11 protein-coding genes are annotated in these 14,161 nt (G+C 41.1%); 3 read left to right on the top strand and 8 right to left on the bottom strand.

The genetic code is table 11. From position 1 onward, the window contains the following. Nucleotides 1–90: 90 nt before the first annotated feature. On the top strand, nucleotides 91–1,011 hold the full coding sequence (locus AM592_RS14710; protein ID WP_053604493.1) for a DMT family transporter: 921 nt from the start codon (nucleotides 91–93) through the stop codon (nucleotides 1,009–1,011). Nucleotides 1,012–1,834: 823 nt separating this feature from the next. On the opposite strand, the gene AM592_RS14700 is transcribed toward AM592_RS14710, so the two are convergent. From AM592_RS14700 to AM592_RS14680, 5 genes are read right to left on the bottom strand one after another with little or no spacing between them, the layout of a single operon-like run. Next, a complete protein-coding gene (locus tag AM592_RS14700; RefSeq protein ID WP_053604491.1) occupies nucleotides 1,835–3,166 on the bottom strand; it encodes a TRAP transporter large permease in 1,332 nt (443 codons plus the stop codon). Between the two features lie 3 nt (nucleotides 3,167–3,169). Beyond that, a complete protein-coding gene (locus tag AM592_RS14695; protein WP_053604490.1) occupies nucleotides 3,170–3,646 on the bottom strand; it encodes a TRAP transporter small permease in 477 nt (158 codons plus the stop codon). 22 nt (nucleotides 3,647–3,668) lie between these two features. Beyond that, nucleotides 3,669–4,688 (bottom strand): DctP family TRAP transporter solute-binding subunit, encoded by a 1,020-nt coding sequence (locus AM592_RS14690; RefSeq protein WP_053604489.1) that lies wholly within the window; start codon nucleotides 4,686–4,688, stop codon nucleotides 3,669–3,671. Nucleotides 4,689–4,711: 23 nt separating this feature from the next. Then, on the bottom strand, nucleotides 4,712–6,043 hold the full coding sequence (locus AM592_RS14685) for an aminotransferase family protein (protein ID WP_053604488.1): 1,332 nt from the start codon (nucleotides 6,041–6,043) through the stop codon (nucleotides 4,712–4,714). Between the two features lie 14 nt (nucleotides 6,044–6,057). Continuing rightward, nucleotides 6,058–7,668 (bottom strand): amidohydrolase, encoded by a 1,611-nt coding sequence (locus tag AM592_RS14680; RefSeq protein ID WP_053604487.1) that lies wholly within the window; start codon nucleotides 7,666–7,668, stop codon nucleotides 6,058–6,060. A 108-nt stretch (nucleotides 7,669–7,776) separates the two neighbouring features. Here AM592_RS14680 and AM592_RS14675 point away from each other — a divergent pair, with 108 nt between their 5' ends. Both AM592_RS14675 and AM592_RS14670 read left to right on the top strand, forming a co-directional pair. After that, nucleotides 7,777–8,661, top strand: coding sequence for a LysR family transcriptional regulator (locus AM592_RS14675; protein ID WP_053604486.1), 885 nt, complete (start codon nucleotides 7,777–7,779; stop codon nucleotides 8,659–8,661). Between the two features lie 218 nt (nucleotides 8,662–8,879). Further along, nucleotides 8,880–10,304: an APC family permease gene (locus tag AM592_RS14670; RefSeq protein ID WP_053604485.1), complete on the top strand. Its 1,425-nt coding sequence runs from the start codon at nucleotides 8,880–8,882 to the stop codon at nucleotides 10,302–10,304. Between the two features lie 138 nt (nucleotides 10,305–10,442). On the opposite strand, the gene AM592_RS14665 is transcribed toward AM592_RS14670, so the two are convergent. The 3 genes from AM592_RS14665 to AM592_RS14655 form a co-directional block, all read right to left on the bottom strand. Further along, nucleotides 10,443–11,393, bottom strand: a complete 951-nt coding sequence (locus tag AM592_RS14665) for a DUF6454 family protein (RefSeq protein WP_225970238.1) — start codon at nucleotides 11,391–11,393, stop codon at nucleotides 10,443–10,445. 439 nt (nucleotides 11,394–11,832) lie between these two features. Next, nucleotides 11,833–12,678: a 5'-methylthioadenosine/S-adenosylhomocysteine nucleosidase gene (locus tag AM592_RS14660; protein ID WP_053604483.1), complete on the bottom strand. Its 846-nt coding sequence runs from the start codon at nucleotides 12,676–12,678 to the stop codon at nucleotides 11,833–11,835. 121 nt (nucleotides 12,679–12,799) lie between these two features. Further along, a complete protein-coding gene (locus AM592_RS14655) occupies nucleotides 12,800–14,158 on the bottom strand; it encodes an NCS2 family permease (RefSeq protein WP_053604482.1) in 1,359 nt (452 codons plus the stop codon). Nucleotides 14,159–14,161 lie beyond the last annotated feature (3 nt).

The raw sequence follows: 14,161 nt of genomic DNA, 5'->3' as shown, positions 1-14,161 counted from the left end.
TCATGTAGACGATTATAAAAATTCGTTTTATTAATGTCAATTTTCCTTTTATACTGTGGATAGATATGACGGAAATTGGAGGAGATCTGCATGAGTTATCAAGCAAGAGCCAATATGGTATTAGTTGTCGTAAATATCTTTTGGGGCTTATCTTATGTTTTTATGAAGATGGGTCTTAGTTCTCTTCAAACTTTTAACATAATAGCACTCAGGTGTCTGATTGCTTTTTTTATCGCAGGCATAATCCTGTATAAACACCTCATTCAGGTGAATGTTCGTACAATGATTGATTCGGCTATGCTGGGGATACTATTGTTTCTCGTTTTTACTTTTGTAACATATGGCGTTAGCATGACGTCTGCCTCGAACGCAGGATTTCTTGTCAGCATGACTGTCATTTTCGTTCCAGTCGTTCATAGTGTACTGATTAAGCGTCTTCCGCCTTGGCCGATTCGTATTGGGGTAGTGGTTACGTTAACCGGGATCGGACTATTGACGTTAAAGCATTCGTTTCGTATAAATCCTGGTGATCTTTTATGTATCAGTGCTGCTTTTTGTTATGCCATCCATATCCTATTAACCGGAAAAGCGACAAGGCATGCTAATTCAGTTACACTCGGTATTTTTCAGCTCGGTTTTGCAGGGATACTAGGATTAATATGCAGTTTTCTCTTTGAAACTCCTTCCCTGCCATCTACAGGGCAAGCCTGGATTGCTATACTAGGCTTAGGGATTTTGTGCAGTGCGATCGGCTTTGTTGCCCAGGCGGTTACGCAAAAATACACAACACCATCAAATACTGGATTAATCTTTTCGACGGAGCCTGTTTTTGCTGCTTTGTTTGCCTTTCTTATGTTAGGGGATGTTTTTACGCTAAGAGATGTTGTTGGTTCTGCTATCGTCATACTTGGTATTTTGATTGCACAAATCGATAAAAACTTATTTTCGAAAATAAAACGTTCTTATAGAAATTTCTATCAACATGGATATTTAAAGGATCAAAAAAAGTAAATGCAGATGAAAGAAGGGCACTCCAAGCGTTTGGCTGAAATGTGGTTTTTTATTTTTCTCAAATTGAAGGGAAAACCATCATTATCGTTTATCTTTCTCCGGAATAAAAAAATTGCACAAGAGCAGCATTATGGAAAACACAATAGAATGAAGAATAACGGGTTCGGTTTTGAAGTGCAAAAATTAAATTAGCTAAATAAATAACACCTGTTTTAGCATAAGTTTTTGACCGTAATTAACATTAAAAATAGAAACAGAAAAAGCTTCGGTTAATTTCCGATGCTTTTTTAGATTTATTGCTGAAAGTTATTGTCGAATGTGATTTGCATACGGGTCATATAAACCCGTAAGTAATACAACGCTTCCTGATAAAATTATTGTTCCTACTATTAACAATCCATTGCCAATAATTTTATCGTTCTTTTTTCGTGAGAATATCCCTAGTGAAATAAAAATTATTGCGATGGGTAATTAGTACGAGACCTAAACCAATGTTCAATGGTTATTCCTCTCCTTTAATGATAAAGACATTTTTTTATTTAATAGGTATATTTTAATAGATAATCAGAACAAACCTTTATAAATTATTTTAAATAATCAGTTCTCGCTGATATTCCGATTGCGTTTGTGTATCGCTTTTTGATGGTGGTTGTACGAGTATTTAATACTAAGCTGCTTATACTTAAATCACCAAAAAACTTAAATCAACAAAAATAATAGGTCCAAATCATATGCGATTTGGACCTAAAATAGATACACTGATTAAGTTTTTGTACTCATAACCGAACCCGTTAAATGAAGAATCCACCTGTGTTTTTCGCTGTCAAAGAAGAGAAGGCAAATACATCGATAGAAACGGAATGAAGCCGATAATTAACAGCCCGAGCACCATTACTAAAAAGAAGGGGATGGCTGATTTCGATATTTGTTCGATGGATACCTTGCCGATCGCCGTGGCAACGAATAAGTTGGCTCCAAACGGCGGAGTAATAAAGCCGATAGCTAAAGCCATCACCATGATAACTCCAAAATGAACAGGGTCAATCCCAACCTGAGTTGTAATCGGCAGAAAAATTGGAGTCAAAATCAGAATAGCGGGGATCGTGTCGATAAAACATCCTACAATCAGTAGAAATCCAATGATCAATAGCATGACGATATACTTGTTATCAGAAAATGAGGTAATTGCTTCGGCAATCGTTTGGGGAATATTCTCAATATTTAAAACATAGGCGAAGCACACAGATAATGCGATTAAATACAACGTAGCGCCAACAATTTTAAGCGTTTCAACCATACTGTCGTAGATATCCTTCCAGCTTAGCTCTTTGTGCAGAAATTTACCAACGACAAACCCATAAATGATCGCAACAGCCGCGGCTTCAGTCGGTGTAAAAATACTCCCGTAAATCCCGCCAAGTATAATGACGGGGGTAAGCAGCGCCCATTTCGCATCATAAATCGTTTTTAATAGATGTTTGACGTTAATTCCTTTTTTTGCGCCTGCCATCCCGGTTTCTAAAGATGCAGCGACTTCGATATCTGTTTTTATGTTTCCCACGCCTTTTCTCACAAGAATGAGATACGAGACTGCCATTAACAAGATCCCGATAAGAACTCCCGGCAGAATGCCTGCCATAAACAGCTTGCCGATGGAAACATTTCCTGTCACACCAAACAGAACAAAAGGAATGCTGGGCGGGATAATAACACCGATTGCGCCTCCCGATGCGGTTAACGCTGATGCAAATCCTGCTCCGTAGCGCTCCTTTTTCATCGCTGGTATGACAAACGAGCCAATCGCTGCGACAGTTGCCGGTCCGGAGCCGGAAATGGCTGAAAAGAACATACAGGCAAGAACCGTCATCATCGCGAGGCCGCCTTTAACAAAGCCAATCAGAGAGCCGGCTAAATCAAGCAGTCTTTTCGAAATGCCGCCTTTTCCCATCAAGATACCAGCCAGCATAAAAAACGGAATTGCCATAATCGGAAACGAATCCAGTGAGGTAAATACTTTTTGTGCCATCGTAAGTAGAGGAATATTATCACTGAAAAACACGATCGTTAACAAGGTTGCCATCCCGATAGAGATTCCAACCGGAACACTTAAAAAAATGAGTGCCAACAAGACAATGAACAAAAATAGTGTGATCAATGGCTACCCCTCTCTTTCCTTGGAACTGAGAACTATATACATTTTTTGAAGCAATCGAATGCTCATTAAGCCCCCGCCAATCGGAACGATCAAGTAAAGGATCCACATCGGAATTTCTATCGAAGGGCTTAATTGCCCCGTCATTTTCATTTTCATAATTAAGATGGTTCCTTGATACGCAAGGAAAAAAGCAAACAGAAACCAAATAAACAACACGAAGCACTCAAACCATTTCAACAAGTGCTTCGGAATGATTTTTTTAATAAGCTCGACCCGAATATGGCTGTTTACCCGAACCGCATAGCTTGTCCCAATCCACGCAATCCATATAAGAATGTACCTGGACAATTCCTCGCTCCATCCCAATGAGACATCGAGAACATATCGGGTAAGAACCTGAAGGGAGACAAGAATGACGATAAAGGCAAGAGCGGCTACCAATAATATTTCTTCAAGTTTTTTATCCAACAGGGCAAGCATGATCGTTTCCCTCCCAACTATTTTACTGTTGCTGCATCAAGTTCATCGTTTCAGGGCCGATGAGTTTCTCATATTTTTTGATAACCAGTTCTAATTCTTTTTTAAATACAGCTTCCTGCTCCGGTGTTAATTGATTGATTTTCATTCCTATTTCCTTTAACTCCGCCAGATTTTTTTCTTCTTGCTCTTGTGTAAATGATCGCTGCACTTGGTTGGCTTTGCTTGTTTCTTCCTTTAGGATTTGCTTAAGATCGTTCGGCAATTGATCAAAAAAGTCTTTATTTATTACGGTAATGAGAGGAGCGTACACCTGGTGAGTCAATGTCAAATATTTTTGCACCTCATAAAATTTTGACGAATAAATAAGCGTAACAGGATTGTCCATACCATCAAAGGTTCCTTGCTGCAGGGCAGAATATGTTTCGGAAAAACTAAGCGGTGACGCATTAGCTCCTAATTCGTTAAACGTCTCCTGATAGAGCTTGTTCTCAATAACCCGTAATTTTAAGCCTTTTAAATCATCCGGCGTTTCAATCGGCTTGGTATTATTGGCAATCTGGCGGAACCCGTTTTCAGCGTATCCCAGGCTCACCAATCCATTAGAGAGAAGGTCCTCGTTTAATTTTTTTCCCAATTTTCCATCGACGGCTTTTCTCGCTTCTTCAATCGACTGAAATGAAAACGGCAAATCGAAGACCATGAACTTTTTATTAAACGTTGAAATCGTTGGCGTTGCGACAACCGTCATCTCAATATTGCCCAGCTGGACAGCTTCAACGGCTTCCCGATCAGAACCGTACAGCTGTCCTCCTGGATAAATCTCAAGCTTTAATCTTCCGTCTGTTTTTTCTTCCAAGCCTTTTTGCAGCTGGACAAGAGCTCGGTGGGAGGCGTGGCTTTCTGAAACAACATGAGTCAATCGTAAGGTATATCCTTTCGCTGTGGAATTTTCTGATTTGGCTAAACCTAAAGATCCGCAAGCAGATAAAATCGTTAGGAGTGAAAAGGAAATGGCGACTAAGAATACCTTTTTATCTCTCATAAAACTCTCCTTTCCGATATCGCTCATTGCAAAACTGTAAAGGCATCGTCTAAAACAGTAATGATTTCGCTTATTTGCTCCTTCGTAATGATCAGCGGTGGAGCAAATACTAACGAATCCGCTCCTTCATACGTAATTCCGCGGCAAATCAGTCCACGCTGCTGCAAATCAGCAACTAACTTCGGTGCGATTGGCTCTGAAAATCGTTTGTTCGTTTCTTGGTCTTCTACCAATTCAATCGCGCCAAGCAAGCCGAAGGTTCTTACTTCCCCTATGATTGCGTGCTTTTGTTGCAACTCTCTAAATCCTCTATATAATTCTTCACCCATTCTTTTGGCATTCTCAACGAGCTGCTCGCTCTCAATGATTTCCATGTTTTTTAAGGCTACAACACACGCTGTCGGATGTCCGCTGTACGTATATCCGTGGAAGAACGTTCCTTCAGAAAGCTCAATCAAATCGTTGTAGATCGTTTCAGAAATGATCACACCCCCAAGAGGCATATAACCGCTTGTAACTCCTTTCGCAAAGCAAAGCAAATCAGGCGTGATTCCGAATTGCTCCACGGCAAAATATGTACCTGTCCGGCCGAAACCCGTAATGACTTCGTCGGCAATGAACAAAATGTCATGCTGCTCACAAAGCGCTTTTATTTCTATAAAGTAATTTTCAGGAGGGAAAATAACCCCGCCCGTACCTTGAATCGGCTCCGAAATATACGCGGCGATCGTGTCAGCACCTTCTGATTCAATAAACTCTTTAAACGCCTCAACGGAATAATTGTCAATATGATAAAAATCCGGAGCGGTTGAAGGGGTAAACTTGCGGAACGCTTCAAGGCCTGTGGCACTCGTTGCTCCCATTGCCACCCCGTGATAGGACCGTTTTCTCGAAACAATTTTCTTTTTCTCCGGCTTCCCTTTCAGCATCCAGTAGTGTCTGACCAGCTTGAACGCTGTATCGTTTGATTCCGAGCCACCTGACGTAAGGAAGACGGTATTCAAATTTCCGGGAGCCTTTTCCGCTAATTTGGCTGTCAATCGGATGGCGGGTTCATGGCTGAATGTGGTAAAGCTTGAGCTGTAAGCAAGCTTGGACATTTGTTCTAGAGCGACTTGGCCAAGCTCCTGTCTTCCGTGGCCGATATGGACATTCCAAAGGCATGAAAGTCCGTCGATCACCGTGTTTCCATGTATATCCTTCAAATAGATTCCGCTGCCTTCCGTAAAAATGACGGCCGGTCCTTCTTCCTGATGTTGTTTAATCGAAGAAGAAGGATGCAGATAGTGCTTTTTATCCAGCTCCCGTAATTCTTCAATGCTGTGTGTCATTTCATTCGTTATTGTTTTGTTCATTTTAATTTCCTCCTCTAATGTAATATTTTTGCTCTTTCTTTTTTATAAATTATTTCGCCGCCAATTATCGTCATCTCAACCGCTGTATCCCGCACTTCTTCCGCAGAAAAAGACATAAACCCTTTAGGGAGGACGACTGCGTCGGCAAATTTACCAATTTCCAGCGTCCCTTGTTCATGCTCGGCGAAAGCCGCATACGCCGCATTCACGGTATACATTTGAAGAGCTTCCTCTAATGAAAGGCGTTCTTTAGGTGACAGGACAGTACCTTTTAGCGTTTCCCGCTTCATCGCACAATACATGCCATAGAGAGGTGAGCTGGTTACAACCGGGCAATCCGAGCTTCCTGCTGCTTTTATCCCCCTTTCGAAAAAGGTTTTTAATGGTTTGAGACGCTCCGTGACTTTCGGCTGCAAGACTTTGTTGTACACATCCCCGGCAGCGTTCAGAAAGCTTGGCTGAGGAACGGGGATAAGCTTCAATTCAGCTAATCTTTCGATAATTTCCGGTGTTGTGACGCTCGTATGCTCGATTCGATGCCTGTGATTGGCCCGCGGGAATGCGTTCAAAGCTTTTTCGTAAGCGGCAATCACCTGAAGGATGGCACGGTCGCCTATTGCGTGAATCGCCACTTGAAACCCTTCGCGATGGTAATCTAACACTTTTTTCTCTAATTCCTCCGTGCTAATCACCATGGCACCGCGCTCTCCAGCAGGATTAATGTACTCTTCAGAAACAGCGGCGGTCCTGCCGTTTAAGGTGCCGTCCGAAAACATTTTGATCGATCCGATTTTCAGCTTGTCGTTTCCGAATCCGGTCGTGAGCATCAATTCATTTGCAGCTTCAAAAAATGAATCAAGGATCATACCGTACACTCTCACGTTCAGCGACCGATCGATGCTCATTTCCTGGAACGCGCGAAATTCGTTCATCGAGTTAGTGAAAAAGCCCATGCCGGCTTCATGCACGCCAGTAATTCCGAGGCTTGTATACTCACGATCTGCAAAGGTGATTGCATCTTTGATTTCGTCCAGTGTGAAAGGGGGGAGTATGCGTTTTACGATGTCGGCTGCCTTTTCCTTCAAAATGCCTGTTGGCCTGCCGTTCATATCTCGGACGATTTCACCGCCAGCTACATCCGAAGTATTTTCATTGATGCCTGCCAGCTGCAGCGTAGTTTGATTGACGACAGCCGTATGAAGGCAATTCCTTAAGATATAAACCGGGTTAGAGATTTCGGCAAAATCAGCAGCGGTTGGAATTCTTTTTTCTTGGAGTTTCTCTTCATTAAAGCCGATTCCAATCACCCAATCGTCCTTGTTTAACGTTGCGGCCTTCTCTTTAACGGCATTGACAAGATCCTTGATAGAATCGACGTTACAATTGACCTGTGACAAATAAAAGCCGAAGTTGACCATGTGCTGATGGGCATCAATGAAACCGGGGAGAACCGTTTTCCCTTCCAAATCAATGGAAACAGTCTGATCTCCCAGCCATTTTTCCATGTCTTTTTTCGTGCCAAGCCCGATGATTCGGCCATTTTTAGCTGCAAGCGCTTCGTACTCTCTTTTATTCTTATCCATCGACACAATACTACCGTTATACATCACGACATCAGCATACATACTTTCATCCCTCCCGATTAGTTGATAGAAAATTTACCAAGATGTTTGAAAATTCGATAAATTAAATGTATAAATATACAGTTAAATGAAATGACGGAGGTGTGACGGTTGGAACTAAGAAATTTAAAGGCTTTTCATAGTGTCGCAGATTGTTTAAACATTACGAAAGCAGCTGAAAAATTAGGATACTCTCAGCCGGCAGTAACGACCCAAATCAAAATACTTGAGAGAGAAATAGGGACAAATTTGTTTGAGAGAGTCGGAAGGCAAATCGTCCTGACTCCTTCCGGCAACATTATGAAACAGTATGTCGATCAAATGTTATTGCTGCTGGAGGACATGACTGAAAAGATAAATGAGACGAAACAGGCCGTAAAACCAATCATAATCGCTGCGCCGGAATCCTACTGCATTCACTATTTACCTTTTTTAGTAGCTGATCTTGTTCGCCAAAACATCAATCTCCAACTCATCACATGCAGCAGCAATCGGGTGATGGAGCTGATTTCTCAAGGTAAGGCCGATATTGGTGTTGTGGCTGGTTCAGTTTCTCCAGCCGAATTTGAAACAACCGTACTTGAGAAGGAAGACTGCTTGCTTGTAATTTCTAGTGAAGTTTATCGAAAAAACAAAACTATCGATTTCCTCAAAACGTACCCTTATATTTCATTTCAGACAACAGATAGCTATAAAAAGATTTTGAATGATTGTTTAAATCAACTAGGTTTTTTACCTTCTTCAATCGTTGAGTTTGAAAGCGAAGAAGCGATTAAGAAATCTGTTTTAAACCAAACAGGCATCACCTTATTAAGTGCAACAATGGCGAAATCTGAAATTGAGTCGGGTGCTTTACATATTCTTCATCGATTCCCGGGCGTGATCACAACCTCTCTGTTATTATCGAAAAATGGGCATCGTCCGGATATTTCTTTAGCAGCTGACATCATCCGAAGTAAATGGTTATCGATTCCAGCAATGAAGCATGTCATTTAAATTGAATTTATCGTAGCATAAACTATTTTTCAGATAAAATTGAATATTTTAATAGTTTAATAAAATTATTTTATAGTAATAGCCTTAGCCTTGATGAAACACAGTGGCAGCATGCTTTTCGCCTGATAGATATCGTCATATTATCTTCCGTCTGTTTTATAGTATTTAGAATTTTCTGATATGATTGGTAGAAAAATATGACGGAGGGAAAGGATAATATGGAGAAAAAGGAACGCGAACTAAAAAAAGTGCTCAGTCGTTTTGACGTTTTATTTATGGCGATCGGCGCAATGCTCGGTTGGGGATGGGTAGTGTTATCAGGAAATTGGGTGACCTCAGCGGGCTCGTTCGGATCGATGACGGCGTTTCTCATCGGGGGCTTGCTTGTCATATTCGTTGGGCTCACCTATTCCGAGCTAACGTCTGCCATGCCCGAAGTCGGGGGAGAGCACGTTTTTGTCGACAGGGCGCTCGGCAAAAAGGCTTCTTTTATCGCATCGTGGGCGATTACGTTCGGATATGCCTCGGTTGTCGCATTCGAAGCCGTAGCCTTGCCAACCGTCGTGGAATATCTTTTGCCCAATTATCAAGCCGGCTATTTGTGGACACTGGCTGGATGGGACGTCTATGCTACTTGGGCATTGATCGGAATGATCGGCGCCGTAATTTTAACGGTAATCAATTACATTGGGTTAAAGCCGGCTGCCTTGTTTCAAACCGTGTTGACCATTGTGATCGTTCTTATCGGAGTCATGCTTATATTCGGATCATTTACGGGCGGAGATGGAGCTAATCTTGAACCGTTTTTTGTCGGTGGAACAGGCGGGATAATGGCTGTTCTCATTATGGTTCCGTTCATGTTCGTAGGCTTCGATGTCATCCCGCAAACAGCAGAAGAAACAAATCTCCCTCATAAAGAAATTGGCAAAATCCTGATTGTATCTGTCATTTGCACGGTCATTTTTTACCTTAGTGCCGTATTTGCCGTATCTATGGCGCTCGATGCCGAAACTTTAAGGACATCCGCCTTGCCGACAGCTGATGCAATGGCTGTATTATTCGGTTCTGATATATTTGCTAATATCTTAATTCTTGGCGGAATCGCCGGAATTATCACAAGCTGGAATGCATTTGTTATCGGTGGAAGCCGAGTATTGTATGCGATGGCGGAATCCGGGATGCTTCCTTCATGGTTCGGAAAACTGCATCCAAAATACAAAACGCCTTCAAACGCTATTCTCTTTCTCGGCATTTTAGCTGTCCTTGCTCCTTTACTTGGAAGACCCGCACTCGTATGGATCGTAGACGCAGGAGGTCTCGGAGTGGTTGTTGCTTACTTTATGGTTGTCCTATCATTTATTGTTCTTCGCAAAAAAGAGCCTGACATGGCGCGCCCCTTTCGAGCTGGAAAAGGACCAGCGGTTGGCTGGATTGCCCTCGTCTTAAGCTTCGGATTTATCGTGCTGTATATGCCGGGCATGCCGGCTGCACTTGTTTGGCCATATGAATGGTTGATTCTCGCGGGATGGACTCTAATTGGCGTCTACTTTTTTGTGCGAATGTCTAAAGGACGTTATGAGACCCGGGAAAAAGCAGTGAAGGAGGGAGGGGTGAAGACGCCGGTTCGTCATATCGATGGGTAAAAGAAGCGGACCATATCATTGGATCTGCTCTGCTGAAGACCTTTAAGATTGGGGCTTGTGTAATACTAAATCCATCTATTTAAAGAGAGTACCAATAAGAAAACTTTGATGTTCGGCATCAAAGTTTTCATCTGAAAATTATTTTTTACTAATATTTGTTTCATAAATTAGCATTGATGATTGATCATCATCAGGTACAGCGTACAGTTTAATTCCTTGTGTTGTATTTTCAAGAAATACTGGATTACGTGTTACAACATGTCCTTTAGGAGAAAACAGAGAAATTGGCAGTTCATGAACCATATCCATTGTTTTCATATCCAGTAAGGCTAGTCCGCCCAATTCATATTTCGCAGTTGATGGTGCTGGTTGCGGCAATTCAGTGATACCACTGCATACCATATGGTTTTTTCCAGCATTCTCGCAGTCTTGATAATCAATAAAGTGGCTAGGATTACTTGATTTTCGAAGAATTTTTCCTTTTTCATTAAACTCATAAAATGATCTTGAACCCCAGCTAATAGCTTTTAAAGTTCCTTTTTTTCTATCACGAAGTATTCCTCCAATGTGGTCATTCGTGCGAAATACTTCTTGGGACTCCATCGTTTCCGGATTCACTTTATAAATGATGGACTTGCTATTTGGGCGATACTCTGCAACAGAAACCCAGATCGATGTACCGTCAAATGCAATTCCTCCGGGATGATACATATCTCCTTCACCAAGCTTTATATCTTTTAGAAGCTTTCCTTCTTTGTTAAAAAGAAAAAGGTGTCCGACACCTTTACCAGTAGTACGATCATAACCGTCTTTCGGCTTGTCGTATTTAACAGGTTTTTCAATGATTTCTACAGAAGACATGTAGTACAAGTCTCCAACTTTCGTCAATCCTTGTGGATGATATGTGTTAAATTTCAGATCGATTTCTTCTTTCTGTTCCCAACCATTATCTCGAGTAAGTTGTTGGAATTTTTCTGTCAGTTGTTTTCCTTCTTTATCAGAAGATAGCGTGTCAGGATTTGCAAGCACTGTTGCTCCTGTTCCAATAACAAGCATGGCAGCTAGTACAAAAATGGCTTTTTTCATCATTTCATCCTCCTGATTTTTAAGTGAGTAAAAAAATTTTAAAATGATTCGGACCGTAAAAAATCGATTAACAGGTGGTATTCTTCGCCCCAAAATCATCTTAAAGATCCCATATGTATCTTAATATGAAAATGTTAAGTTAAAATAATTGGAGTCTTAGATATTTGTAAAAATACCGATTTTTCTTTTGTGAAAAATCACATGGATATTTTGGATGGCCGAGAAAACGCAGTCATTGTCGGATGCTTCGGACTTGATTAAGAAAAGAAAAACTCAGGTGTGAAATCGCAGAAGGAATCGGGAATTTCGCTCCCGTGTTTCCCGGATAGAAAAGCGGAAAAAAGCGGAGGGAAAATTTCGCTAATCCGGCGATTCTCTAATTAAAAAACACCTCTTCAAACAAATTGCCTAAAAGAGGTGCTTTCCTATCAATCTTCTGAGATTATTTTTTCCCAATAGCCTTCACAATTTCCACGGAAAATTCAGCGCCGTATTTTCCCGCCGTTTCCAAGTCCTCAATTTTATCTCCGGATACTTCAGAGTTTGACACGGTTCTGATAGATAAGTAAGGAACGTCATAGCTTTTTGACACCTGGCCGACTGAAGCAGCTTCCATTTCTTCTACACTTGTTCCTGCCTTTTCATGGAACCATTGAATGCGATCGACTTCTCTGTTCCAAACGTCTGCACTGCCGACTTTTCCTTTAACCACTTTTCCGTGCTTATACTTATCAGCTACACTTAATGCCGCCTTCACTAGCTTGGGATCGCTCTTAAATGTTTCGTATGTCTTTAGTTCGCCGTTTTCTCTCATGCCCGTACCATCAAATTTCCATGATTCTGGCTTCATTCCTTCGCCGTCATCCCTATGATCCGTAATGAATCTGCCGATATTCATGACTTCAGTTCCGATTACGGTATCAAAGACGTGGAGCTTCGGATCATGGCCGCCTGCTGTACCTTGGTTAATAATCGCTTTTGGATGGTATTTTTCGATTAGCAATGTAGTAGAAGCAGCTGCGTGAACCATCCCTACTTCAGTTCTTGAAACGATGACGGGTATACCATTAATTTTCCCGCGATAAAATGTGTAGCTGCCGTGGGTTTCTTCTTTATATTCCCCCATTTTCTTAAGTAGAGCAGAAATCTCCATATCCATCGCGCCTTGAACTGCAATAGGCTGAGAAGACTCTTTCTGCGATTGATTGTTTTTCGCAAGCGCAGTGAATCCTTGAAAACCTAAAATTAATGCAACAATCGTGAACAATGCCAGTAACTTTTTTTTCATAAAAATCCTCCTTCTAATAGTAAAAATATAATAATTCATAGAGTATAATATAATTTTTATACGAAAACTAAGGACGATGTTATTAAATATTTTCAGTACTATTTAACTATTAATTTTCCAATTACACATGAAAAATAAAGTTGACAATAAAAGCAGCGCTAATCACATACATGATCCAATGAATCTCTTTCGCTTTTCCTGTCAATAACTTAATGAATGTAAAGGATAAGAAACCGAATGTTAATCCTTCACCAATACTAAACGTTAAAGGCATAAGGATAATGGTAAGAAAAGCAGGTACAGCATCTGTTACGTCGCCTAATGGAATATTCTTTATTTCCGTCAGCATAAAAGCTCCGACCATAATTAAAATAGGAGCTGTTGCAAACGCTGGAATAATGCTGATTAAAGGAGTAAACAAAATGCTTAACAGAAAAAGAAATGCTACTACGAGCGCCTTTAGCCCTGTTCTTCCGCCTTCTGCAATACCTGTTGCATTTTCTACATATGCATTCATCGCTGTAGACCCCATTGCGGCACTTGCCATCGTAGCGACAGAATCTGCAACCAATGCTTTATCCAGACCTTCAATCTCGCCTTTTTTGTTCATTAATCCAGCCTTTTTAGACAGCCCGATCATAGAGCCTAAATTATCAAAAAGCTCGACAAGAGTGAAAGAAAAAATGATAGAAAGGAGGCCGTAATGGAGAGCAGCTTTTATATCCATTTGTAAAAAAGTTTCAGACATACTTGGAAGCGAAAAAGACAAAATATGATTCACACTTTTTGGCGCTTCTACAATTCCTATAAACATCCCGACAATCGAAAGCAGCAAAATACAAATTAGCGCTGCTCCTTTGATTTTTCTGGCCGTTAAAACGGTGACGATTAGAAAACCAATGAGAGCGAGTAAAGGGGCAGGCTTTGTGATTTCACCAAGTGAAACAAAGGTTTCCTCATTGCTTATAATAATTCCGGCTTGTTTAAACCCGATAAAAGCGATAAATAACCCGATTCCGACAGCAATTGCACTTTTTAACACCGAAGGGATTCCATCAATAATTTTTTTGCGTAATCCGGTGATTGTCAGGATAAAAAATACCAATCCCGAAATAAAAACGGCCCCTAATCCTGTTTGCCAGGTTAATCCTTGGCCTAATACGACCGTATACGCAAAAAAAGCATTAAGTCCCATTCCCGGCGCTACAGCAATTGGCATATTCGCCCATAATGCAAAGAGAAGGGTAGCAAGGACAGTGGCAAAAATTGTCGCAGCAATGGCGGCTTCTTTTGGGATACCTGCATCTGCTAAAATGGCAGGATTCACAAAAATGATATAGCTCATTGTCATAAATGTTGTAATCCCTGCAAGAACCTCAGTTTTTACATTCGTGCGACGTTCTGTTAAACGAAAAAATTGATCTAACCAGTTGCTTGCATTCGTAGCATTCTCCGTTTTTTCATGTAACGGCAATTCCATTCG

It is taken from the genome of Bacillus gobiensis (assembly GCF_001278705.1).
In the GTDB taxonomy this organism is placed as follows: domain Bacteria; phylum Bacillota; class Bacilli; order Bacillales; family Bacillaceae; genus Bacillus; species Bacillus gobiensis.
Note: the sequence above shows the minus strand (reverse complement) of the source record. Positions and strands in the feature narration are given on the sequence as shown.

What these genes read in the sequence shown, in the direction of transcription:
- AM592_RS14685 (WP_053604488.1), bottom strand. Translation starts at nt 6,043, where the DNA reads ATGAACAAAACAATAACGAATGAAATGACACACAGCATTGAAGAATTA.
- AM592_RS14680 (WP_053604487.1), bottom strand. Translation starts at nt 7,668, where the DNA reads ATGTATGCTGATGTCGTGATGTATAACGGTAGTATTGTGTCGATGGAT.
- AM592_RS14665 (WP_225970238.1), bottom strand. Translation starts at nt 11,393, where the DNA reads ATGATGAAAAAAGCCATTTTTGTACTAGCTGCCATGCTTGTTATTGGA.
- AM592_RS14710 (WP_053604493.1), top strand. Translation starts at nt 91, where the DNA reads ATGAGTTATCAAGCAAGAGCCAATATGGTATTAGTTGTCGTAAATATC.
- AM592_RS14690 (WP_053604489.1), bottom strand. Translation starts at nt 4,688, where the DNA reads ATGAGAGATAAAAAGGTATTCTTAGTCGCCATTTCCTTTTCACTCCTA.
- AM592_RS14655 (WP_053604482.1), bottom strand. Translation starts at nt 14,158, where the DNA reads ATGGAATTGCCGTTACATGAAAAAACGGAGAATGCTACGAATGCAAGC.
- AM592_RS14695 (WP_053604490.1), bottom strand. Translation starts at nt 3,646, where the DNA reads ATGCTTGCCCTGTTGGATAAAAAACTTGAAGAAATATTATTGGTAGCC.
- AM592_RS14670 (WP_053604485.1), top strand. Translation starts at nt 8,880, where the DNA reads ATGGAGAAAAAGGAACGCGAACTAAAAAAAGTGCTCAGTCGTTTTGAC.
- AM592_RS14660 (WP_053604483.1), bottom strand. Translation starts at nt 12,678, where the DNA reads ATGAAAAAAAAGTTACTGGCATTGTTCACGATTGTTGCATTAATTTTA.